Raw genomic sequence first — 21,571 nt, 5'->3', positions numbered from 1 at the left:
ACCATGCGGGGAATACCGCCCATAATCTCCGCATGAATTACGGCGAATACGTCTGGCAATCTCCGCATTGGCCGCGGTGGCAGTACGACTTGTCCGCCTTGGCAACACCCATGGCGGAGACCACACGGGCTCAGGGCCTCTTGCTTGGCCGCCTGGCCGACCTCGGCATGGGCTTCAGAAACGAAGCGAGCCTCGCCGTACTGACCGAAGACGTGGTGAAGACGAGCGCCATCGAAGGCGAATCGTTGAATGTGGCATCGGTCCGCTCGTCGGTCGCCCGTCGGCTGGGCGTCGATATCGGAGCATTGGCTCCGGCCGACCGACACGTGGACGGCATCGTGGACATGATCCTGGATGCCACCAGCAACGCCCAGCAGCCGGTCGATGCGGACCGTCTTTTTGGCTGGCATGCCGCCCTCTTTCCGACCGGCTATTCGGGCATGAGCCGCATCCGTGTGGCTGCGTGGCGGGATGACGCCAATGGCCCGCTGCAGGTCGTATCCGGGCCGATCGGGAGACAGCGCGTTCACTACGAAGCGCCGCCGGCCGACCGCCTCGATGTCGAGACGGCACGCTTCCTGGATTGGCTGAATGGGTCCGTCGAGGACCCACCGCTACTCAAGGCCGGCATAGGCCACCTTTGGTTTGTCACCTTGCACCCGTTCGACAACGGCAACGGCCGTATCGCACGCGCGATTGGCGATCTGTTGCTTGCGCGCGCCGACGGCACGCCGCAGCGCTTCTACAGCCTCTCGGCGCAAATCCAGCGAGAGCGCAAGGCCTACTACGACATCCTTGAGCGGACCCAGAAAGGCACCCTCGATATCACGCAGTGGCTCGCCTGGTTTCTCGCGACGTTGCACGCGGCCGTGCTGCAGGCCAACAAGACGCTGGACAGCGTCCTGCTCAAGGCACGCTTCTGGCAGCGGGCCGCCACGGTGCCGATGAACGAGCGGCAAATCAAGGTACTGAACCGCTTGCTGGACGGATTCGAAGGCAAGCTGACGAGCGCGAAGTGGGCGGCCATCGGCAAGTGTTCGAACGATACGGCGCTGCGCGACATCAATGAGCTGGTACAACGCGGCGTGCTGCAGAAGTCGGCGGCGGGTGGGCGCAGCACGAGCTACGAGCTGATCGCGCCGGCAGAGACCTGACGCGCCGGTTTTCGAGCGCGGCGGCAACAAGCGGCCTCCAGCCACTACTCAAGCCACGACGGCCGCATACTGCGCCGTCAACCCCGCGCACCGCTCCTTCAACAACGCCTGCAATTGCCGCACGGCCGGGGGAGAACTGCTTGCGGTGCGGGCAGACCAGTTGCAGCGGCGTGCTTTCGCCCGGCTCGTGCGGCAGCAGCACCGTCAGGCGGCCGGCCTGCACGTCGCCGCAGACGTCGAGCCACGACTTGTAGGCGATGCCCTCGCCCTGCACCGCCCAGCGGCGGACCACGTCGGCGTCGTCGGTGTACAGGCTTCCCTTGACGGGGATCAACCGGGGGCCGGCCGCCGTCTCGAACGGCCATTTGTCGTAGACGCGGCCGCTCAGGTGGTACAGCAGGCAGCGATGCGACGCGAGGTCGTCGAGCGATTGCGGACGGCCGTGCCGGGCCAGATAGGCCGGCGAGGCGATCAGCACGCGCCGGTTCTCCGGCGCGAGCGGCAGGGCAACATAGCTGGCCTCCTCGATACGGCCGTAGCGGATCGCGACATCGACCGGATCGCGGAATACGTCGGTGACTTGGTCGGACAGATAGAGCCGCAGCGTCAGGTCGGGATGCGTGCGGCGGAATTCGGTGATCCAGGGCAGCAGCACATTGCGGCCGAGATCCGACGGCGCCGTGACGCGCAGCAGCCCGCTCAGCGCCGCGCCGTCGCCGCGCAGCCTGTCGCGGCCCTCGTTCAGCGTGGCCAGGACTTCCTGCGCGTAGGGCAGGTAGCGCTCGCCCTCGGCGGTCAGGCGCAGGCTGCGGGTCGAACGGGCGAACAGCCGGATATCGAGATCGCGCTCGAGCCGCTTGACCGCGGCGCTGACCTGCCCCGGCAGCAGATCGGCCTCGCGCGCCGCGCTGGAAAAGCTGCCAAGGGCGGCGCTGCGCACGAACAGGGTCAGGTCTTCGAGGCGGATCATTTTCACTCGCGGAGAGAAAGTGCTGGCGGATTTTACCGCTTACCGGATAGGCCGCAGCGGAGCAAGATGGCGTCACTGTCCATCCCAACCCTCCCTCCCCCTCAAATCACGGAGCCGCCCACATGAAAGCCATCGCCTACCTGCAGCACGGCCTGCCGATCGACGATCCTGCCGCGCTGATCGACGTCGATCTGCCGATGCCCGAACCGAGTCCGCGCGACCTGCTGGTGCAGGTGCGCGCCATCGCGGTCAATCCGGTCGATACCAAGGTCCGCGCCTCGTCCGCCGTCGCCGCGCTGCGCGTGCTGGGCTGGGACGCGGTCGGCAAGGTCGTCCGCGTGGGCAGCGCGGTCACGCTGTTCGCGCCAGGCGACGAGGTCTACTTTGCCGGCTCGATCACGCGCTCGGGCAGCAATGCCGAGTACTGCCTCGTCGACGAACGCATCGCCGCGCGCAAGCCCGCTTCGCTGTCGGACGCCGAAGCCGCGGCGCTGCCGCTGACGACGATCACCGCGTGGGAACTGCTGTTCGACCGGCTGCGCGTTCCCGAGCATGGCGGCGCGGGTGAGCATCTGCTGGTCGTCGGCGCCGGCGGCGGCGTCGGCTCGATCCTGACCCAGCTGGCGCGCCAGCTGACCGGCCTGACGGTGATCGGCACGGCCTCGCGCCCGCAGACGCGCGACTGGGTGAAGTCCCTGGGCGCCCATCACGTGATCGACCACACGCGGCCGCTGCGCGAGGAACTGGAGCGCATCGGCGTGCCGCACGTCGAGCATGTCGCCAGCCTGACCCATACCGGACAGCACTACCCGCAACTGGTCGACGTGCTGGCGCCGCAGGGCCAGCTCGCCGTGATCGACGATCCGGCCACGCTCGACGTCATGCCGATGAAGCGCAAGTCGCTGTCGCTGCATTGGGAATTCATGTTCGCGCGGCCGATGTACGAGACGCCCGACATGATCCGCCAGCACGAACTGCTGACCCGCGTCGCGCAACTGATCGACGCCGGCACGATCCGCACGACGCTGGGCGAACACTTCGGCACGATCAACGCGGCCAACCTGCGCCGCGCCCATGCGCTGATCGAAAGCGGGCGCGCGCGGGGCAAGGTGGTGCTGGAAGGGTTTTGAGCGGGGACGGGAGGCTTTCGCGCAAGCGCCGTCCGCGCTGCGTGGATCTGCATCGCCCGCCGCCATATGGGTGAGCCCAAGAGCCTCATGTCGCCGCAACGGGAAAATGGCGACAGGTCCGACGCTCATGTCGCCGCCAGCGACATATCGACGGGACGTGTCGCCAAAACGCGATTTTTGCGACATGACGGCGGATCTTGTGCCGAATAATTCACCCTACGTCGGACATTGTCCGCTACCGCCGTGCGGTTTCGCTGCGTATGCTGCTGGATTTCCCAGCACCGAGAGGAACCGTCATGACTCCAGCCTCGCCCCGCCGCACCGCCTTCCGCGTCAAAGCCACCCTGCTCGCGACCTTCACCGCCGCCCTGCTGGCCGGCTGCGCCGGCGCCAACATGCAGGGCCTGACGCAGGCGGGCGGCAGCCTGTTCACCGCCGCGACGCTCAGCGACGCCAATATCAAGACGCTGTCGGACCAGTCCTGCGCCGAGATGGACAAGAAGAACAAGATCGCCGCGCCGACGAGCACCTATGGGCAGCGGCTGACGAAGATCATGGCGGGCCTGCAGAACACGGGCCTGCCGCTCGACGCGAAGGTCTACGAGACCAAGGAAGTGAATGCCTGGGCGATGGCCAACGGCTGCGTGCGCATCTACAGCGGGCTGATGGACATGATGACCGACGACGAAGTGCGCGGCGTCGTGGGGCACGAGATCGGCCACGTGGCGCTCGGCCATACCAAGGCGGCGATGCAGGTCGCCTACGCAACCGCGGCGGCGCGCGGCCTGCTCGGCTCGGCGGGCAGCGCCACGCTGACCGCGCTGTCGTCGTCCCAGGTGGGCGAGCTGGCGGAGACGCTGGTGAACTCGCAGTTCTCGCAAAGGCAGGAAACCGCGGCGGACGACTATTCCTTCGATCTGCTGACGAAGAACAAGTCCAATCGCGAGGCGCTGGTGACGGCCTTCCGCAAGATGGCGGCGCTCGACGGCGGGCAATCGAGCATGCTGAGCACGCACCCGGGTTCGCTGCAGCGCGCCCAGCATATCGAGGAGCGGCTGCGCAGCGGGAAGTAACGACGGCCTGGGATACGTTGGCCTGATACGTTGGCCTGATACGTTGGCCTGATACGCGCTGGCCCGATACGCTGGCCCGTGATACGACGGGCTTCGATGAGAGACGGAACACACCGTCCCTCATCGGCCGATGTCATCGCGACATCACCGCGCCATCACCGCGCCATCACCGCGCCTCGACGAAGGCCAGCACGGCCTCGAGCATCCGGCGCAGCGTCGGCTGCAGCTTGCCGGCCAGCGCCTCGTCGTAGTCGAACGGATATTGCTCGCGCATATAGGTGCATTGCGACAGCTCGAGCTGTATCGCATGCACGCCCTGCGCGGGCTGACCGTATTGGCGCGTGATATAGCCGCCCTTGAAGCGCCCGTTCAGCACCGAGGTATAGCCCTGCGCTTCGGCGGCGATCCGCGCGACCTGCTCGGCCAGCCCCGCATCGCAGCTCGCGCCGTTGGCGGTACCGAGATTGAAGTCGGGCAGCTTGCCGTCGAAGAAGCGCGGCAGCACCGAGCGGATCGAATGCGCGTCCCACAGCGCGATCGTGCCGTGCTCGGCGCGCAGCCGCGCCAGTTCGCCGGCCAGCGCATCGTGATAGGGACGCCAGACCGCGTCGCGGCGCGCGAAGATCTCGGTCTCGTCGGGGCCGACGCCGTTCGCATACACCGGCGTCTTGTCGAAGGTATCGACCGGGCACAGCCCGGTGGTGTCCTGGCCCGGATACAGGTTGGCATTGTCGGGCGGGCGGTTCAGGTCGACCACATAGCGCGAGTGCGTCGCCATCAGGACCGACGCGCCGAGCTCGCGCGCGAAGCCGTAGAGCCGGTCCATATGCCAGTCGGTGTCCGGCACGGTACGCGCCTCGTCGGTCAGCCGGCCGGCGACCGACGGCGGCAGATAGGTGCCCACATGGGGCATCGAGATCAGCAGGGGGCGCGTGCCACGCTGCAGCGTGAAGGCCGGGGTATCGGTGGAGAAGGAAGTCATATTGCTGCTACGGATGGCATCGCCGCCGGCCAATTGCGCTTTGCTTGACGCGTGTTGCGTGGGCCGGTGGCGATATCAGGTTTCGTCGGGAATGCGGTCCGCGTGCGTTGGCGTTGGCGTTGGCGTTGGCGTTGGCGTTGGCGTGGGCCTGGCCGTGGCGGTCATGGCGCCAGCAGGCTGGCGCGCGCACTGGCGAAGGCCGCGCCCGCCTCGGCCTGCAAGGCATGGACGCCGCGCTGCACGCGGCAGCGTCCCGCGCTGCGGACTTCCGCTAGTGTCTCATGTCCGTGATTGGCGAACACATGCACGGCCAGCGCCTGCTCGCCGCGCAGGCCCGCCAGCGTCGGATGGCTGCCGTCCAGCACGACGAAGTCCGCCTGCTGTCCGATAGCCAGGCCGCCGACCGCGCGTCCCGCAGCACGCGCCCCGCCGGCGACCGCATCGAGATAGAGCCGGTCGGCCACCTGCGGATGCTGGCTCGACGCCAGCACGTTGCGCTTCTGCAGCGCGAGTCGCTGCCCGTATTCGAACAGCCGCAGTTCCTCGCTGACGCTGACGCTGGCATGGCTGTCCGAGCCGATGCCCCACGCCCCGCCCTGCTCCAGATACGGCGCGGCATCGAACACGCCGTCGCCCAGGTTCGCTTCGGTGGTCGGACAGATGCCGGCCACCGCGCCGCTGTGCGCGAGGCGCCGGCGCTCGTCCCAATCCAGATGCGTGGCATGCACCAGGCACCAGCGCTGGTCGACCGGCGCATGGTCCAGCAGCCAATCGACCGGCCGCGTGCCGCACCAGGCCAGGCATTCGTCGACCTCGCGCTGCTGCTCGGCGATATGGATATGCACCGGCGCGGCCGGGTCCATCGCATGCAGGCCCGCCACCGCCGCACGCAGGCTGTCGGGCGGCACCGCGCGCAGCGAGTGCGGCGCGAGGCCGAGCCGTGCCGTGCCCGTGCACGCCGGCGCGAGCCGCTGCAACAGCGCGAGCATCGCGTCGGTCTCGTGCAGGAAGCGGCGTTGCTCGGCCAGCGGCGGCTTGGGGCCGAAGCCCGCGCTCTGGTACAGCACCGGCAGCAGCGTGATGCCGATGCCGGCCCGTTCTGCGGCACGCAGCAGGCGCAGCGACATCTCGGCCGGATCCGCGTAAGGCGTGCCGTCGGCCTGGTGATGGACATAGTGGAATTCGCAGACGCTGGTATAGCCGGCGCGCAGCATCTCGACATAGAGCTGCGTCGCGATCGCCTCCAGCGTCTCGGGCGCGAGCCGCAGTGCGAAGCGGTACATCAGTTCGCGCCAGCTCCAGAACGAATCGTCGGCCGCCGAGCGGAACTCCGTCAGGCCGGCGAAGCCGCGCTGGAAGGCGTGCGAATGCAGATTGGTCATGCCCGGCAGCACCGGGCCGACGGCACGCGGCGTGCCGGCCGACGGCGTCGCGTCCGGCGTCACGGTCGTCAGCCTGCCGTCGGCGTCCCAGCTCAGCAGCACATTGCTGGCCCAGCCCTCGGGCAGCAGCGCCTCGGCCGCGAACAGCGTTGAATTTGGATCGGGCCTCATTGCGAAACTCCTGCGGGTCCGGTGAACACGCGCCCGTGGCGTACCACCGCGGCGAGCGGGTTGCGGCCGAACCAGTAGGCCAGCTCGGCCGGCGAGTCGATGCGCCACAGCGCAAAATCCGCGCCGCGTCCCGCCGCCAGCAGGCCATGCCGGTCGCTGGCGCCGAGCGCGCGCGCCGCATGCGTGGTGACGCCGGCGAGCGCCTCGGGCACCGTCATGCGGAACAGCGTGCAGGCCATATTGAGCATCAGCAGCAGCGAGGTCACCGGCGACGTGCCGGGATTGTGGTCGGTCGACAGCGCGATCGGCACGCCGTACCGGCGCAGCAGCGCGATCGGCGGCAGATGCGTGTCGCGCAGAAAATAGTAGGCACCCGGCAGCAGCACCGCGACGGTCCCCGCCTCGGCCATCGCCGCGACGCCGGCCTCGTCCAGATGCTCCAGATGATCGGCCGACAGCGCGCGATAGCGGGCCGCCAGCGCGGCGCCGCCGAGATTGCTCAGCTGTTCGGCATGCAGCTTGACCGGCAAGCCATGCCGGTGCGCGGCCTCGAACACGCGCTCGGTCTGTGCCGGCGAGAAGCCGATGCCCTCGCAGAAGGCGTCGACCGCATCGACCAGGCCCTCCTGCGCCAGGGCCGGCAGCATGGTGTCGCAGACCAGCGCGATGTAGTCGTCGGCGCGGTTCGCGTATTCCGGCGGCAACGCATGCGCGCCGAGGAAGGTGGTATGCACCGCAACGCCGTAGGCCTTGCCGAGCCGCCGCGCGACGCGCAACTGCTTGCGCTCCGTATCGAGATCGAGGCCGTAGCCCGACTTGATCTCGATCGCGGTGACGCCTTCCGCCAGCAGCGGCTTCAGCCGCGTCGCGGCCTGCGCGAACAGCGTGTCTTCGTCGGCGGCGCGCGTGGCCCGCACCGTCGAGACGATGCCGCCGCCGGCGCGCGCGATTTCCTCGTAGCTGGCGCCGGCGAGCCGCATCGCGAACTCGTCGGCGCGCTGGCCGCCGTAGACCAGATGCGTGTGGCAGTCGATCAGGCCCGGCGTGATCCACGCCCCGCCAGCATCGTGATGCGGCAGGCCGCGGTAAGCCTCGGGCAACTCGGCCTGCTGGCCGAGCCATGCGATACGCCCCTGCTCGACGACCAGCGCGGCATCGCGAAGGGCGTTGGCCGGATCGGCATCCGGCAGCAGATGGCAGCGATGCCAGACGCCGTCGGCCGACGGCGCGCCGGCCACGCTGGCATCGACAGCGAAGTCTTCAGCGGACTGCGTCATGACGTGGTTTCCCTATGGGAGGAAGACTGCGGGAGGAAGACTGCGGGAGGATGACTGCGGGAGGATGGCTGCGTCGATTGCAGCCTGACCACGAGGCAGCGGGCGCCCTCGCCCTCGTCCTGGGGCAGCCAGCGGAATACGCTGCCGGGCGGCAGCAGCATCCCGCTGCCGGCGGTAAGCACGTCGGCCTCGGCGCCGTGCGCATCACCGCACCGCCAGCTGCCGGCCAGCACGTACAGCACGACCGTGGTCCCGGCGTCGCGGTCGTCGAGCTCGTCGAGGTCGGCGCTGTCGATCGGATCACCGGTACAGGCGACGCTCGCGCGGCAGCGGCCGCGGCGCGTCATCACATTGAAGTCGCGCGTCGGCCCGCCCAGCAGCGTGGCGTCGACCGTGGCTTCGCCGGCAAAGGCGAACGGCTCGCCGACCGCCACCAAGCGATGATCGAAGCTGCCGTCGCGCGCGTGCAGCCGCACGCCGTCGCCATCGAGCAGCACGATCTGGCGGTCGATGCCGGGGAACGCCGAGAACGGGCCATCGGCCGCGATGTCGGCGATGCTCAGGCGCCAGTCGAATGCATCGATCCCGGCGGCGGGCGGCCACGCGGCGATCTCGCGCGTGGTGCCGCCGCCGTTCTTCCACGGCATCGGCGTCAGCGCGTCCAGCGCAAAGCGCCGTGCCTGCGGCGCTAGCGATGGCGCCGCGCTCATGCGCGATTGACCATCGGCAGATCCAGCCCCTTCTCGCGCGCGCAGTCGATCGCGATGTCGTAGCCCGCGTCGGCGTGGCGCATCACGCCGGTGGCCGGGTCGTTCCACAGCACGCGCTCGATGCGGCGGGCGGCGGCATCGGTGCCGTCGCAGACGATCACCACGCCGCTATGCTGCGAGAAGCCCATGCCGACGCCGCCGCCGTGGTGCAGGCTGACCCAGGTCGCGCCGCCCGCGGTATTGAGCAGCGCGTTGAGCAGCGGCCAGTCGGAGACGGCGTCCGAACCGTCCTTCATCGCCTCGGTCTCGCGGTTGGGCGATGCCACCGAGCCGCAGTCCAGATGGTCGCGGCCGATCACCACCGGCGCCTTCAGCTCGCCCGACTTGACCATCTCGTTGAAGGCCAGGCCCGCGCGATGGCGCTCGTCCAGTCCGACCCAGCAGATGCGCGCCGGCAGGCCCTGGAAGGCGATGCGCTCGCGCGCCATGTCGAGCCAGCGGTGCAGGTGCTTGTCCTCCGGGAACAGCTCCTTCATCTTGGCGTCGGTCTTGTAGATGTCCTCGGGATCGCCGGACAGCGCGACCCAGCGGAACGGCCCCTTGCCGCGGCAGAACAGCGGGCGGATATAAGCCGGCACGAAGCCCGGGAAGTCGAAGGCGTTCTTGACCCCCCTCGTCGAAGGCGACCTGGCGGATGTTGTTGCCGTAGTCCAGCGTAGGCACGCCCATCTGCTGGAAGGCCAGCATCGCCTTGACGTGTTCGACGATCGACGGGCGCGCCGCGGCCTCGACCGATTTCGGATCGGCCTTGCGCGCGGCTTCCCACTGCTCGACGGTCCAGCCGGCCGGCAGATAGCCGTTGACCAGGTCGTGCGCCGAGGTCTGGTCGGTGACGATATCCGGGCGCATGCCGCCGGCCTGCGCGCGCTTGACCAGCTCGGGCACGATCTCGGCGGCATTGCCGAGCAGGCCGACCGAGATCGCCTGCTTGCTGGCGGTGGCCTCGGCGATCATCGCCAGCGCCTCGTCGAGCGTGGCGGCCTTCTTGTCCAGATAGCGCGTGCGCAGGCGGAAATCGATGCGCGACTCCTGGCATTCGATCGCCAGCACGCAGGCGCCGGCCAGCACGCCGGCCAGCGGCTGCGCGCCGCCCATGCCGCCCAGGCCCGCGGTCAGGATCCACTTGCCGGACAGGTCGCCGCCGTAGTGCTGGCGGCCCGCCTCGACGAAGGTTTCATAGGTGCCCTGCACGATGCCCTGCGTGCCGATGTAGATCCACGAGCCGGCGGTCATCTGGCCGTACATCATCAGGCCGGCGCGATCGAGCTCGTTGAACTTGTCCCAGTTGGCCCAGTGCGGCACCAGGTTGGAGTTGGCGATCAGCACGCGCGGCGCGTCGGCATGCGTGCGGAACACGCCGACCGGCTTGCCGGACTGCACCAGCAGCGATTCGTCTTCGCCGAGGCGGCGCAGGCTGTCGAGGATCGCGTCGAAGCATTCCCAGTTGCGGGCGGCCTTGCCGATGCCGCCATAGACCACCAGGTCCTGCGGGCGCTCGGCGACGTCCGGGTCCAGGTTGTTCTGGATCATGCGATAGGCGGCTTCGATCAGCCAGTTCTTGCAGTGCAGTTCGGTGCCGCGCGGCGCGCGGATTTCGCGCTGGCCGCGGGCGAGGAATTGCTGTTCGTTGGCGTTCATGGTGGTCTCCTGCGAGCGGTGTTCGGTTGCGTATTCGGTTGCGTGTTCGGTTGCGTATTCGGCTACGTATGCGGCTACGTATGCGGCTACGTATGCGGCTACGTATTCGGCTACGTACTCGGTTGCGTATGGGGTTTGCGGTGTTTCGGCATGCGCGCGTGGATGGCCGGGCTTATTGCGCTTCGCCCTGCGCCGGCAGCACGGCACGCACGGCCTGCGGCCAGCCCGCGCCGGCGTCGCCCTGCAGCACCCACTGCTTCATCGCCTCGATATCGGGCGCCAGGTAGCGGTCGACCTCGACGAAGTCGACGCGGGCGCGGATGCGGGCCAGTTCCGTCTCGACCAGCGGCGAGGACTTCAGCGGCCGATGGAATTCGATGCCCTGCGCGGCGGCCATCGCCTCGATGCCAACCACGACCGCGGTGTTCTCGGCCATGTCGCCGAGCCGGCGCGCGCCGTAGGTAGCCATCGACACGTGGTCCTCCTGGTTGGCCGAGGTCGGCAGGCTGTCGACGCTGGACGGATGGGCCAGCGACTTGTTCTCCGACGCCAGCGCGGCGGCGGTGACCTGCGCGATCATGAAGCCCGAATGCAGGCCGCCGTCGCGCACCAGGAAGGGCGGCAGGCCCGACAGGCCGGTGTCGAGCAGCAGCGCCAGGCGCCGCTCGGAGATCGCGCCGATCTCGGCCAGCGCCAGCGCGATGATGTCGGCGGCGAAGGCCACCGGCTCGGCGTGGAAGTTGCCGCCGGACACCACGTCACCCTGTTCGGAGAACACCAGCGGGTTGTCCGACGCGGCATTGGCCTCGATCTGCAGCACCCGCGCGGCGTGGCGCAGATTGTCCAGGCACGCGCCCATCACCTGCGGCTGGCAGCGGATCGAATACGGGTCCTGCACGCGACCGCACTCGCGATGCGAGTCGACGATCTCGCTGCCGGCCAGCAACTCGCGCACCGCGCCGGCGACCGCGATCTGGCCGGCCTGGCCGCGTGCGGCGTGGATGCGCGCATCGAACGGCTTGACCGAGCCCTTGATCGCCTCGAGCGACAGCGCGCCCGCCACCAGCCCGGCGGCGAACACGTCCTCGGCGGCGAACAGGCCGGCCAGCGCCAGCGCGGTCGATACCTGGGTGCCGTTCAGCAGCGCCAGGCCTTCCTTCGGTCCAAGCTCGAACGGCTTCAGTCCGGCATGCGCCAGGGCCTCGACCGCCGGCAGACGGCGGCCGTCGAGGATCGCCTCGCCGACGCCGATCAGCGTGCACGACAGATGCGCCAGCGGGGCGAGGTCGCCCGACGCGCCCACCGAGCCCTTGGCCGGGATGCACGGCGTGACGCCGTGGTTGGCCAGCGCCAGCAGCGCCTCGATCAGCTCGGGCCGCACGCCCGAATGGCCGCGCGCGAGGCTGACGGCCTTGGTCGCCAGGATCAGCCGCACCGTATCGGCGGGCAGGTCGCGGCCGGTGCCGACGCTGTGCGACAGCACCAGGTTGCGCTGCAGCTCGGCCAGCTTGTCGTGCGGGATGCGCGTGTTGGCCAGCTTGCCGAAGCCGGTGTTGATGCCGTAGACCACCGCGTCGGTGTCGACGATCTGCTGCACGGTGGCCTGCGCGGCGCGCACATCGGCCCAGGCCGAATCCGCCATCGCCAGCTGGACCTCGCCGCGGTAGATGCGGCGCAGTTCGGCGAGCGAAACCTCGCCGGGATGCAGGGTCAGCGTGGGACGGGATTGGGAAGCGGCGTGTTGCACGGAGGATTGGGTCGTCATTGTATGGTCCTGTCTATACAGCTTGGTACGGCTTAAATCAGCTTAGGTCGAATCGTGGTCGAAGTCAGGTGCGGAAGCGCTCGGTTCGTTCGGTGGCGGCGGCAGCGGGGCTGCGGGCCGCGCCGCGGGCCGCCACGCTAGCCGAACGCCGGATTGCCATCGGCACGGAAGCGGCTGCCGAGGCGATAGCGGTTGCCGGGATGCAGGCAGCGTACGAAGGTCACCGGCGTGCCGGCGGTCCAGGTGCGCCGCGTCAGCAGCAGGCAGGGCTGGGTCACCGGCATCTCCAGCTGGCTGGCCTGCTCGGGCGTGGCCGCGACCGCGTCGACCACGTGCTCGACCTGATCGTAGGGCACGTGCCGCAGCAGATATTCGCCCGGCTTGACGCCGCTGAAGTCCTGGTTGATGAAGTCGGGCGCCACGCGCGGATTCACGTAGCGGTCCTCCAGCTGCACCGGCACGCCGTCCTCGCGATGCACGCATACCGAATGGAAGACCGACTCGCCGGTGCGCAGGTCGAGCGCCGCCGCCACCTCGATCGAGGCCGAGGCGCGCTCGACCAGGATCACGTCGCAGGCGTAGTCGTGCCCGCGCATGCGGATCTCGTCCTGCAGATTGACCACCGACAGCAGCGTCGACTGCGGCTTGTGCTCGGCGACGAAGGTACCGACGCCCGCCACCCGCACCACCCTGCCCTGCTCGGCCAGTTCGCGCAGCGCGCGATTGACCGTCATGCGCGACACGGCGAAGCGGTTGACCAGCTCCTGCTCCGACGGTACGCGATCGCCCGGCTGCCAGGCACCGCTCTGGATCTGGCGCGCGATGTACTCCTTGACCTGCTGGTACAGCGCGGTCGGCGTGGCATCGGGCGACGGGCGGTGGCCGTTGGCGTCGGGACGGGTGGCGGGGCGGCGGGCGCCGGCTTCTACGGTCATGGTCGGTGGTGGCGAGGGGCGATGCGTGGGTCGATGCGTGGGTCGATGGGCGCGTCGGTGAGCGTGTCAGTGGGCGTCATGGGCCGCCTCAATGCTCGGCCGAGGCCATCGCCTCGGCACGGATCTCTTCGGTCAGCCGCGCCTTCAACGCCGAGAATTCCGGCGAGGTCTTGATCGTGTAGTGGCGCGGATGGGCGAAGTCGACCGCGATCTCGGTCTTGATCCGTCCGGGCCGCGCAGAGAATACCGCAACCCGGTTGGCCATGAAGATCGCCTCGTCGATATCGTGCGTGACGAACAGCACCGTCTTGCGCGCGCTCTCCCAGATGCCGAGCAGCAGTTCCTGCATCAGCACGCGGGTCTGGTTGTCGAGCGCGCCGAACGGCTCGTCCAGCAGCAGGATCTTCGGATCGTTGGCCAGCGCCCGCGCGATCGCGGTGCGCTGCTGCATGCCGCCCGACAGCTGCTTCGGATAGTGATGCTCGAAGCCGCGCAGGCCCACGCGGGCGATGAAGAAATCGCTGCGCTCGCGCTGCTCCGCCACGCTCATGCCGCGCTCGCGCAGGCCGAAGCGGACGTTCTGCTCGATGGTCAGCCACGGGAACAGCGTATAGGACTGGAACACCATGCCGCGGTCCGCGCCCGGTCCGGTGACCGGCTCGCCGTCGAGCAGTACGCGACCGGAGGTCGGCGCGTCAAGACCGGCGACGATGCGCAGCAACGTCGATTTGCCGCAGCCCGACGGCCCGAGGATGGTGACGAAGTCGTTCTCGCGGACCTCGAAGTCCACCGGCAGCAAGGCCTGGGTCTGGCCGCCGCGCGGATTGACGAAGGTGCGCGACACCTGCTGGATCGACAGCGCGCTCATTGGATGGTGCTCCACGGAAACAGCCGCTGGTTGGCGAGCTTGAACAGCAGGTCCGAGACCAGGCCGATGCAGCCGATCACGATGATGCCGAAGATGATCTGCCCGGTATTGAGCAGCGCCTGGCTGTCGGTGATCATGTGGCCGATGCCGGACGACGAGCCGATCAGCTCGGCGACGATCACATAGGTCCAGGCCCAGCCCAGCACGAGCCGCAGGATTTCCGCGATGCCGGGCGCGGCGCCGGGAATCAGCACGCGCTTGACGATACCGGCGCTGTTGGCCCCCAGTGTATAGGCGGCCTCGACCAGATCGCGGCGCGCGCCGCCCACGGTCACGGCGACCATCAGCACGATCTGGAAGAACGAGCCGATGAAGATCACCAGCAGCTTCTGCGTTTCGCCGATGCCGGCCCACAGGATCAGCAGCGGAATGAAGGCCGACGCCGGCAGGTAGCGGCAGAACGAGACGAAGGGCTCGAAGAAGGCTTCGGCGGCCTTGTAGGCGCCCATCAGGATGCCCAGCGGCACCGCGAGCACGGCGGCCAGCACGAAGCCGCCCAGCACGCGCCAGACCGTCATGCCGATGTCGCCGAGAAAGCCGTACTCGGTGAACAGCAGCCACGCTTCGCGCGCCATCGTCATCGGATCGGCGAGGAAGGTTGGCGGCACCAGGCCGCCCAGCGTCACCGCGCCCCAGACGGCGAAGAACAGCACGAAAAAGCCCAGGCCGAGCACCCAGCGGGTGCGTGGCGCGACCGGAGTCAGCGGCGTCAGCCACGGATGGGTCCGGCGCGCACGCGGCGCGGCCGGCATCGTCCGGGCGGACGCCGGGCTGTCGGGCGCGACGGCCCGCAGCGAATCGGCGTGCAACGGTTGTGTCATCACTGCTCCTGCGGCTTAGCGGATGAACCGCGGGTCGTACAGCGTCGTCACGTCCGGCACCTGGCGGATCACGCCGACATCGAGCAGCACCGCGGCGGCCTCCTTGCTGAACTGCGCCAGCTCGCCGGCGAAGAACTTGCGGTTGGCCTCGCGATCCTGCCAGCGCAGATACGAGGACGACTTGGCGAACTGCTCGGCGGTCTGCTTGACGGCCGCGCCCATGATCTCGTTGGACTTGGCGGGCTCCTTGCGGATCATCTCGAGCGCTTCGAAGTAGCCGTCGACCAGCGCCTGCGCGGCCTTCGGGTTCTCCTTCAACCATTTCGGCGCGCAGCCGAGCGTGTCCATCACCATCGGATAGTCCAGCGTGGTGGCGAGGATCTTGCCCTTGTCGGGGTTCTGCCGCACGGTCGACAGATACGGCTCGTAGGTCATCGCGGCGTCGTTCTGGCCCGAGACGAAGGCCTGCGCGGCCGCCTGCGGCGACAGCGTGGTGGTCTTGACGTCCTTGATGGTCATGCCGTTCTTCTTCAGCATCCACGCCAGCCCGAAATACGGCGCGGTGCCCGGCGCGTCGACGCCGATGGTCTTGCCCTTCAGGTCGGCGAAGGTCTTGACGTCGTTGCGCACCGCCAGCCCGTCGGCGCCGTAGGACTTGTCGAGCTGCACGATCTGCGTGATCGGCACGCCGTTGGCGTTCCACGCCACGTGGGTTTCCACCGTGGTCGCGGCGCACTGGATCGCGCCCGAGGCCAGCGCCAGATGGCGATCCTTCTGCGGAATCATCTTGATGTCGACGTCGACGCCGTGCTTTTCGAAGATGCCGGCCTTGGCGGCCAGCGTCAGCGGCGCGAAGCCGGTCCAGCCGCTCATGCCCAGCGCCACCTTGGTGGTCTGGGCCTGCGCCGCGCCGGCACCGGCGGCCAGCGCCAGCGTGGTCAGCCAACCGAGCGCACGGCCGGCGCCCCCTTTACTCCCCCAACTTCCGCTTCTGCATCTGCACTGTTTGGCTCCTTTGGTGTCGCGAACGGTGCCGCCGGCTGGCGGCCCGCCCGGGTCGTGCCGGCGTCCTCGGTCGGGGCGCCGGTCGGTTTCCGGGCAATGTAGCAATCCTGTATATACAAGTCAAGGCGACGAAACGTCACTACAGCGCAGCGCTGACCAAGCGTTTCCGAGGGCGGCCCAGAATCCCGGCCGCTGCTCGCAAACCCTGATAGGGAAAGCGATAACGGGCGATGCAAGGGATTGGCGGGCCCCCCGCGGCGGTCAGCCGGATCGGTATCCGCACCAGGCTGGTGACCGCGCCGCACGGCCTGCGGGCATCGTGCCCCAATATGCTGTATAGACAGGATTGCAAGCGTAAGGACGCAATCGCCATGCCATCGGGGGCGGCGCTTGCCGCGGGGGTGCCGCGGTTGCCGCGGAGGTGCTGCGCTTGCCGCGGGGGTACGACGATTGCCGGGGGGTGGTCAGGTCTCGAAGAAATGGTGGACCGTCGGATAGCGCAACCGCAGCCGCAGTTCGCGCTTGAGCCGGGCGTTCTCGAGCCGGCGCGATTCGCTCATGAAGCTCAGCAGCGCCGGCTCGACGGCCTGACGGATCTGCTCGCGCGACAGCCGGGGCGGCCGCGGCAGCCCGCGCCGGTCGGCCACCAGGTCGAAATAGTCGGCCATGCGCAGTTCGCTGTCGTCGCTGGCATGGACGACCCGCTGCGGCCGGCCGCGCAGCAGCGCGGCGATCATGGCGCGGGCCAGGTCGTCGGCGTGGATGTGGTTGGTGTAGACATCATCGTCCCGCACCAGCGCCGGCGTGCCCTTGAGCAGGCGCGCCACCGGCAGCCGGTCGGCGGCGTAGATGCCGGGAATCCGTACGATGCTGGCGCGCCAGCCGCTGGCGCGGCCGAAGCTCCGCACCGCCCGCTCGGCAGCCACGCGGCGGCGTGCCCGCGCGGTCTGCGGCCGTACCGGCTGCGCCTCGCCGATGCGCGCGCCGCCGCGGTCGCCATAGACGCCGCTGGTGCTGGCGTAGACCAGCGCCGGCGCGCCGCCGCGAGTGGCCACGCCGGTCCCCCGTCCGGGCCGCTCGGGTAGAATGCGGGGTTCCCGCGCGGGGCGGCGCCATGCGCTGCGCCGCAGCGCCCGCAACAGGGCAACGGTACGTGGATCGTCATCGCCGCGCGCCGGCGGCGGCGCCAGGTGCAACACGCGATCGGCCAGGCCGCCCAGGCGCTTGAGCGTGGCGGGCTCGTCCAGGTTCGCCACCAGCGGCACCGCGCCCGCCGCCCGCAAGGCCGCCACGCGGCCGGGCTGCGAGGTCACGGCGAACACGCGCCAGCGCGGGGCAAGCATTTGCAGGCAACGCATGCCTACGTCCCCACAGCCCACGATCAGCAAGCGCGGGCGGGCCAGACGGGGTGGCGACAGATCTTTGCTCATCGAGAGATTATGGCTTATCAAGTAACCGTGCTGCCGAGCGGCCGCCAATTCGAGGCGGAAGCGAACGAAACCATCCTGTCGGCGGCGCTGCGTCAAGGCATTGGCCTGCCTTATGGCTGCAAGAACGGCGCCTGCGGTTCCTGCAAGGGCCGCGTCACCGCCGGCGACATCGTCCAGGGCGACCATGCCGCCTCCGCGCTGACCGCGCAGGAAAAGACCGAGGGCCGCGCGCTGTTCTGCTGCGCCAATGCGGCCTCGGACGTGACCATCGAATGCCGCGAGGTCCATGGCGCCGGCGATATCCCGATCAAGAAGGTGCCGTGCCGCGTGCAATCGCTCGAACGTGTGGCCGAGGACGTCATCGTGGCGAAGCTGCAGTTGCCGGCCACCGAGCGCCTGCAATACCTGGCCGGCCAGTACGTCGAATTCCTGCTGCGGGACGGCAAGCGCCGCAGCTACTCGATCGCCACGCCGCCGCACGAGGAAGGCCCGATCGAACTGCATTTCCGCCATATGCCGGGCGGCGCCTTCACCGACTACGTGTTCGGTGCGCGCGAGGGCCAGCCGGCGATGAAGGAGCGCGACATCCTGCGCTTCGAGGGTCCGCTGGGCAGCTTCTTCCTGCGCGAGGACTCGGACAAGCCGATCATCCTGCTGGCCTCCGGCACCGGCTTCGCACCGATCAAGGCCATCGTCGAGCACGCGGCCTACACGGGTATCACGCGGCCGATGACGCTGTACTGGGGCGGCCGCCGTCCGCGCGATCTGTACATGCATGCGCTGTGCGAGCAGTGGGCGCGCGAGCTGCCGAACTTCCGCTACGTGCCGGTGGTCTCGGACGCGCTGGCCGAGGACGACTGGGACGGCCGCACCGGCTTCGTCCACCAGGCCGTGATGGCCGACTACCCGGATCTGTCGGGCCACGAGGTCTATGCCTGCGGCGCGCCGGTGATGGTCGAATCGGCGCGGCGCGACTTCACCGCCCAGTGCGCGCTGCACGAGGACGCGTTCTTCGCCGACTCGTTCACCTCGGAAGCCGACCTGCACCCGGCCGGCGCGGCCTGAACCCGGGCTCGCGGCGCGGCCCGGCTGGCTCCGCCGACCGGGTTGGCGCCCTGCCCGGCCCGCGCCGAAGGCCCACGCCACGACCGCACCACGACCGCGCCACCGTTTCGCGAGAACAACAATGACGATCCGGACCGCCACCGTCGTCTTTGACACTGGGGCGACTGCGTCTTATAGTTGGCCGCATGAACCACGCCAACATCCGACGCAGCTTCCGTACGTCGCATCCCGCCAGGGTGCCACGCGGCTGACCGTCGACAGCGTCTGTTCAGGTCATCAAGCCACGGGCAACCCCCGTGGCTTTTTTGTTTTGCCGCCCTTCCCTTTTCCTTGTTTGCCGATCTCTGGAGTCCGCCATGGCATTTGCTGAGTATCCCGTCCAATCGCTGATGTACATCACCAACCGGCCCGAGCTCGTCTTCACCGAGGGCAAGGGCTCGTGGCTGACGGACCATCAGGGCAAGCGCTATCTGGACTTCGTGCAGGGCTGGGCCGTCAACTGCCTGGGCCACTCGAACGAGGGCATGATCGCGGCGCTGAACGAGCAGGCCCGCAAGCTGATCAATCCGAGCCCGGCCTTCTACAACGAACCGATGCTGCGGCTGGCCAAGACGCTGACCGACAACAGCTGCTTCGACAAGGTGTTCTTCGCCAACAGCGGCGCGGAGGCCAACGAGGGCGCGATCAAGCTGGCGCGCAAATGGGGGCGCAAGCACAAGAACGGCGCCTACGAGATCATCACGATGGACCACAGCTTCCATGGCCGCACGCTGGCGACCATGAGCGCCTCCGGCAAGGCCGGCTGGGACACGATCTTCGCGCCGCAGGTGCCGGGCTTCCCGAAGGCGCAGCTCAATGACCTGGCTTCGGTCGAGGCGCTGATCAACGACAAGACGGTCGGCATCATGCTCGAGCCGGTGCAGGGCGAGAGCGGCGTGGTGCCCGCCACGCGCGAATTCATGCAAGGGCTGCGCGCGCTGGCCGACAAGCACAAGCTGCTGTTCATCGTCGACGAGGTGCAGGCCGGCTGCGCCCGCTGCGGCACGCTGTTCGCCTACGAGCTGTCGAACGTCGAGCCGGACATCATGACGCTGGGCAAGGGCATCGGCGGCGGCGTGCCGCTGTCGGCCCTGCTGTGCAAGGCCGAGGTGGCGAGCTTCGAGGCCGGCGACCAGGGCGGCACCTACAACGGCAACCCGCTGATGTGCGCGGTGGGCAGCGCGGTGTTCGAGCAACTGCTGGCACCGGGTTTCCTGCAGCAGGTGCAGGAGAAAGGCGCGTATCTGCGCGAACAGCTGCTGGCGCTGTCGAACGAGTTCGGCCTGGCCGGCGAACGGGGCGAGGGCCTGCTGCGCGCGCTGATGCTGGGCAAGGACATCGGACCGCAACTGGTCGAACAGGCGCGCGAAATGCAGCCGGAGGGCCTGCTGCTCAATTCGCCGCGGCCGAACCTGCTGCGCTTCATGCCGGCGCTCAACGTGACCCGCGACGAAATCGACCAGATGATCGGCATGTTGCGGACGCTGCTGAAGTCGCTGGCCTGATCTTCGGCGCTGGCCGCCGGCCGTCGGCCACGGCGCGATGAGTCCGTGATGGTCGGCGATGGTCACCCGTGGTTCGGAAACGGGCCGCCCTGCTGCGATGGCACGGCGGCCTTTTTCTTTGGCTCGTTTCCGTAGCCGCCCTTCGTTCACCGCCACCCGCCTCGCGTGGGGACGACGGTAATATTCGCTTGCCTATACTGATGCCATCCAGGTCCGGGAGAACAACAATGGGCGGTCGCCTCCATTCCCACAGGCGCGGGCTGGCTACTACGTTTGCCGTGGCCGCCCTGGCGCTCGGCACCCTGGCGCTCGGCACCCTGGCCGCCGCACCGGCCGCTGCCGACGAGGCCGCCGACCACGCCGCCATCCTCAAGGCCGAGCAGGACTGGCTGGCCGCCACCGAGTCCGGCGACCGCGCCGCGCTGGAGCGGCTGCTCCATCCGACCTTCGTCAACATCTCGCCGCTCGGCGGCATGCGCAACCGCGCCGAGTCGCTATCCGCCGGCCCACCGCCGCCGGGCTCCAGCCAGACCCTGACCGAACTGAAGGTACGCACATTCCGCGACAGCGCGGTGGTCACCGGCGTCAACCGCTATCGGCCCAACGCGAAGGCCAAGCCGACGGACGTCGTCTTCACCGATGTGTTCGTACGCACGCCGCAGGGTTGGCAGGTGGTGTCGTCGCACAATTCGATCCGGCCGGCACCGGCGGAACGATAAAAAAAAGCCCCGTCCATGCAGGCATGGCGGGGCTGGCGACTGCAAGGCGGCGCTTCGGCCGCCGTTTTCCTATCGCGACAGGCTCATTCCCCCCAGATACGCGGCGCGGACCTTCGGGTCGTCGAGCATGTCGGCGGCGTTGCCGCTCATGGTGATCAGGCCGGACTCCATCACATAGCCGCGGTCGGCGGCCTGCAGCGCGAGGCGGGCGTTCTGCTCGACCAGCAGCACGGTGACGCCCTGGCTCGAGATGTCGCGCACGACCTCGAAGATCTTCTCGACCATGATCGGCGAGAGGCCCATCGACGGTTCGTCCAGCAGCAGCAGGCGCGGCTGGCTCATCAGCGCGCGCGCCATGGCCAGCATCTGCTGCTCGCCGCCGGACATGGTGCCGGCCAGCTGGTTGGCGCGTTCCTTCAGGCGCGGGAAGATGCCGAACATGCGGTCGATATCGTCCTTGATGCCGGCCTCGTCCTTGCGCGTGAACGCGCCCATCAGCAGGTTCTCGGTGATGGTCATGCGGGCGAACACGCCGCGGCCTTCCGGCACCATCGCCAGGCCCTGCTTCAGCAGCTCGTAGCTTGGCACGCCCTTGATCGAGCGGCCCACGTATTCGACCTCGCCGCCGGCCCAGGGCTGCAGGCCCGTGATCGCCTTCATCGTGGTGGTCTTGCCGGCGCCATTGGCACCGATCAGCGTCACCAGCTCGCCGTCGCGGATTTCGAGGTCGATGCCCTTGACGGCCTGGATGCCGCCGTACGCGACCTTCAGGCCGGCGATCTTCAGTAGTGTGTCTTTCATTTGCTGCTCCC

The 21,571-nt window shown here is 68.8% G+C and carries 17 protein-coding genes and 2 pseudogenes; 6 read left to right on the top strand and 13 right to left on the bottom strand.

From position 1 onward, the window contains the following. Nucleotides 1–32 precede the first annotated feature (32 nt). Nucleotides 33–1,154: a Fic family protein gene (locus OJJOAM_RS12635; protein WP_422648136.1), complete on the top strand. Its 1,122-nt coding sequence runs from the start codon at nt 33–35 to the stop codon at nt 1,152–1,154. A 48-nt stretch (nt 1,155–1,202) separates the two neighbouring features. Here OJJOAM_RS12635 and OJJOAM_RS12630 read toward each other — a convergent pair. Then, a pseudogene (locus tag OJJOAM_RS12630) lies at nt 1,203–2,124 on the bottom strand (LysR family transcriptional regulator). 122 nt (nt 2,125–2,246) lie between these two features. Here OJJOAM_RS12630 and OJJOAM_RS12625 point away from each other — a divergent pair. Together OJJOAM_RS12625 and OJJOAM_RS12620 are read left to right on the top strand one after the other, a co-directional pair. Then, nucleotides 2,247–3,254, top strand: coding sequence for a zinc-binding alcohol dehydrogenase family protein (locus OJJOAM_RS12625; RefSeq protein WP_422648135.1), 1,008 nt, complete (start codon nt 2,247–2,249; stop codon nt 3,252–3,254). Nucleotides 3,255–3,550: 296 nt separating this feature from the next. Beyond that, nucleotides 3,551–4,327, top strand: a complete 777-nt coding sequence (locus OJJOAM_RS12620) for a M48 family metallopeptidase (protein WP_422648134.1) — start codon at nt 3,551–3,553, stop codon at nt 4,325–4,327. A 166-nt stretch (nt 4,328–4,493) separates the two neighbouring features. Here the strand turns inward: OJJOAM_RS12620 and hutG are convergent, their stop codons facing one another. The 11 genes and pseudogenes from hutG to OJJOAM_RS12565 all read right to left on the bottom strand — a co-directional run bounded on the left by hutG (nt 4,494) and on the right by OJJOAM_RS12565 (nt 17,431). Next, on the bottom strand, nt 4,494–5,309 hold the full coding sequence (hutG, locus tag OJJOAM_RS12615; RefSeq protein WP_422648133.1) for an N-formylglutamate deformylase: 816 nt from the start codon (nt 5,307–5,309) through the stop codon (nt 4,494–4,496). A 161-nt stretch (nt 5,310–5,470) separates the two neighbouring features. Beyond that, on the bottom strand, nt 5,471–6,862 hold the full coding sequence (locus OJJOAM_RS12610; RefSeq protein ID WP_422648132.1) for a formimidoylglutamate deiminase: 1,392 nt from the start codon (nt 6,860–6,862) through the stop codon (nt 5,471–5,473). After that, nucleotides 6,859–8,139 carry an imidazolonepropionase gene (hutI, locus tag OJJOAM_RS12605; protein ID WP_422648131.1) on the bottom strand — a complete coding sequence of 427 codons (1,281 nt, stop codon included), beginning with the start codon at nt 8,137–8,139 and terminating at the stop codon, nt 6,859–6,861. Before hutI ends, OJJOAM_RS12610 begins: the two co-directional genes overlap by 4 nt. Next, entirely contained in the window at nt 8,136–8,849 is a 714-nt protein-coding gene (locus OJJOAM_RS12600) for a HutD family protein (RefSeq protein WP_422648130.1), read from the bottom strand. The genes hutI and OJJOAM_RS12600 overlap by 4 nt, the downstream gene beginning before the upstream one ends. Continuing rightward, nucleotides 8,846–10,547: pseudogene (hutU, locus tag OJJOAM_RS12595) on the bottom strand (urocanate hydratase). The gene OJJOAM_RS12600 and the pseudogene hutU overlap by 4 nt, the downstream one beginning before the upstream one ends. A 172-nt stretch (nt 10,548–10,719) precedes the next feature. Next, entirely contained in the window at nt 10,720–12,312 is a 1,593-nt protein-coding gene (gene hutH / locus OJJOAM_RS12590) for a histidine ammonia-lyase (protein ID WP_422648129.1), read from the bottom strand. A 137-nt stretch (nt 12,313–12,449) separates the two neighbouring features. Further along, on the bottom strand, nt 12,450–13,247 hold the full coding sequence (hutC, locus tag OJJOAM_RS12585; RefSeq protein WP_422648128.1) for a histidine utilization repressor: 798 nt from the start codon (nt 13,245–13,247) through the stop codon (nt 12,450–12,452). A gap of 88 nt (nt 13,248–13,335) precedes the next feature. Further along, on the bottom strand, nt 13,336–14,115 hold the full coding sequence (locus OJJOAM_RS12580; protein ID WP_149316729.1) for an ABC transporter ATP-binding protein: 780 nt from the start codon (nt 14,113–14,115) through the stop codon (nt 13,336–13,338). Continuing rightward, on the bottom strand, nt 14,112–14,996 hold the full coding sequence (locus tag OJJOAM_RS12575; protein WP_422648127.1) for an ABC transporter permease: 885 nt from the start codon (nt 14,994–14,996) through the stop codon (nt 14,112–14,114). Before OJJOAM_RS12575 ends, OJJOAM_RS12580 begins: the two co-directional genes overlap by 4 nt. Before the next feature lie 15 nt (nt 14,997–15,011). Next, the gene (locus tag OJJOAM_RS12570; RefSeq protein ID WP_422649583.1) at nt 15,012–15,938 is read right to left on the bottom strand and encodes an ABC transporter substrate-binding protein; all 927 of its coding nucleotides are present in this window, start codon (nt 15,936–15,938) and stop codon (nt 15,012–15,014) included. 527 nt (nt 15,939–16,465) lie between these two features. Beyond that, complete coding sequence (locus OJJOAM_RS12565; protein WP_150083358.1) at nt 16,466–17,431, bottom strand: NAD-dependent epimerase/dehydratase family protein; 966 nt, start codon at nt 17,429–17,431, stop codon at nt 16,466–16,468. A 9-nt stretch (nt 17,432–17,440) separates the two neighbouring features. Here OJJOAM_RS12565 and OJJOAM_RS12560 point away from each other — a divergent pair, with 9 nt between their 5' ends. The 3 genes from OJJOAM_RS12560 (at nt 17,441) to OJJOAM_RS12550 (ending at nt 20,759) form a co-directional block, all read left to right on the top strand. After that, nucleotides 17,441–18,496 (top strand): CDP-6-deoxy-delta-3,4-glucoseen reductase, encoded by a 1,056-nt coding sequence (locus OJJOAM_RS12560; protein ID WP_422648126.1) that lies wholly within the window; start codon nt 17,441–17,443, stop codon nt 18,494–18,496. Between the two features lie 356 nt (nt 18,497–18,852). After that, on the top strand, nt 18,853–20,040 hold the full coding sequence (locus tag OJJOAM_RS12555) for an acetylornithine transaminase (RefSeq protein WP_422648125.1): 1,188 nt from the start codon (nt 18,853–18,855) through the stop codon (nt 20,038–20,040). A 278-nt stretch (nt 20,041–20,318) separates the two neighbouring features. Beyond that, nucleotides 20,319–20,759, top strand: a complete 441-nt coding sequence (locus OJJOAM_RS12550; RefSeq protein ID WP_422648124.1) for a nuclear transport factor 2 family protein — start codon at nt 20,319–20,321, stop codon at nt 20,757–20,759. A gap of 69 nt (nt 20,760–20,828) precedes the next feature. Here the strand turns inward: OJJOAM_RS12550 and OJJOAM_RS12545 are convergent, their stop codons facing one another. Next, on the bottom strand, nt 20,829–21,560 hold the full coding sequence (locus OJJOAM_RS12545) for an ABC transporter ATP-binding protein (protein WP_422648123.1): 732 nt from the start codon (nt 21,558–21,560) through the stop codon (nt 20,829–20,831). Nucleotides 21,561–21,571: the final 11 nt, after the last annotated feature.

The organism is Cupriavidus sp. H18C1 (genome assembly GCF_049311595.1).
In the GTDB taxonomy this organism is placed as follows: Bacteria; Pseudomonadota; Gammaproteobacteria; order Burkholderiales; family Burkholderiaceae; genus Cupriavidus; species Cupriavidus cauae.
The sequence above is the reverse complement of the archived record's forward strand: the minus strand, read 5'-3'. Positions and strand labels throughout refer to the sequence as shown.

Coding starts and splice junctions, on each gene's coding strand:
- OJJOAM_RS12635 (WP_422648136.1), top strand. CDS start 33: ATGAATTACGGCGAATACGTCTGGCAATCTCCGCATTGGCCGCGGTGG.
- OJJOAM_RS12625 (WP_422648135.1), top strand. CDS start 2,247: ATGAAAGCCATCGCCTACCTGCAGCACGGCCTGCCGATCGACGATCCT.
- OJJOAM_RS12620 (WP_422648134.1), top strand. CDS start 3,551: ATGACTCCAGCCTCGCCCCGCCGCACCGCCTTCCGCGTCAAAGCCACC.
- hutG (WP_422648133.1), bottom strand. CDS start 5,309: ATGACTTCCTTCTCCACCGATACCCCGGCCTTCACGCTGCAGCGTGGC.
- OJJOAM_RS12610 (WP_422648132.1), bottom strand. CDS start 6,862: ATGAGGCCCGATCCAAATTCAACGCTGTTCGCGGCCGAGGCGCTGCTG.
- hutI (WP_422648131.1), bottom strand. CDS start 8,139: ATGACGCAGTCCGCTGAAGACTTCGCTGTCGATGCCAGCGTGGCCGGC.
- OJJOAM_RS12600 (WP_422648130.1), bottom strand. CDS start 8,849: ATGAGCGCGGCGCCATCGCTAGCGCCGCAGGCACGGCGCTTTGCGCTG.
- hutH (WP_422648129.1), bottom strand. CDS start 12,312: ATGACGACCCAATCCTCCGTGCAACACGCCGCTTCCCAATCCCGTCCC.
- hutC (WP_422648128.1), bottom strand. CDS start 13,247: ATGACCGTAGAAGCCGGCGCCCGCCGCCCCGCCACCCGTCCCGACGCC.
- OJJOAM_RS12580 (WP_149316729.1), bottom strand. CDS start 14,115: ATGAGCGCGCTGTCGATCCAGCAGGTGTCGCGCACCTTCGTCAATCCG.
- OJJOAM_RS12575 (WP_422648127.1), bottom strand. CDS start 14,996: ATGACACAACCGTTGCACGCCGATTCGCTGCGGGCCGTCGCGCCCGAC.
- OJJOAM_RS12565 (WP_150083358.1), bottom strand. CDS start 17,431: ATGAGCAAAGATCTGTCGCCACCCCGTCTGGCCCGCCCGCGCTTGCTG.
- OJJOAM_RS12560 (WP_422648126.1), top strand. CDS start 17,441: ATGGCTTATCAAGTAACCGTGCTGCCGAGCGGCCGCCAATTCGAGGCG.
- OJJOAM_RS12555 (WP_422648125.1), top strand. CDS start 18,853: ATGGCATTTGCTGAGTATCCCGTCCAATCGCTGATGTACATCACCAAC.
- OJJOAM_RS12545 (WP_422648123.1), bottom strand. CDS start 21,560: ATGAAAGACACACTACTGAAGATCGCCGGCCTGAAGGTCGCGTACGGC.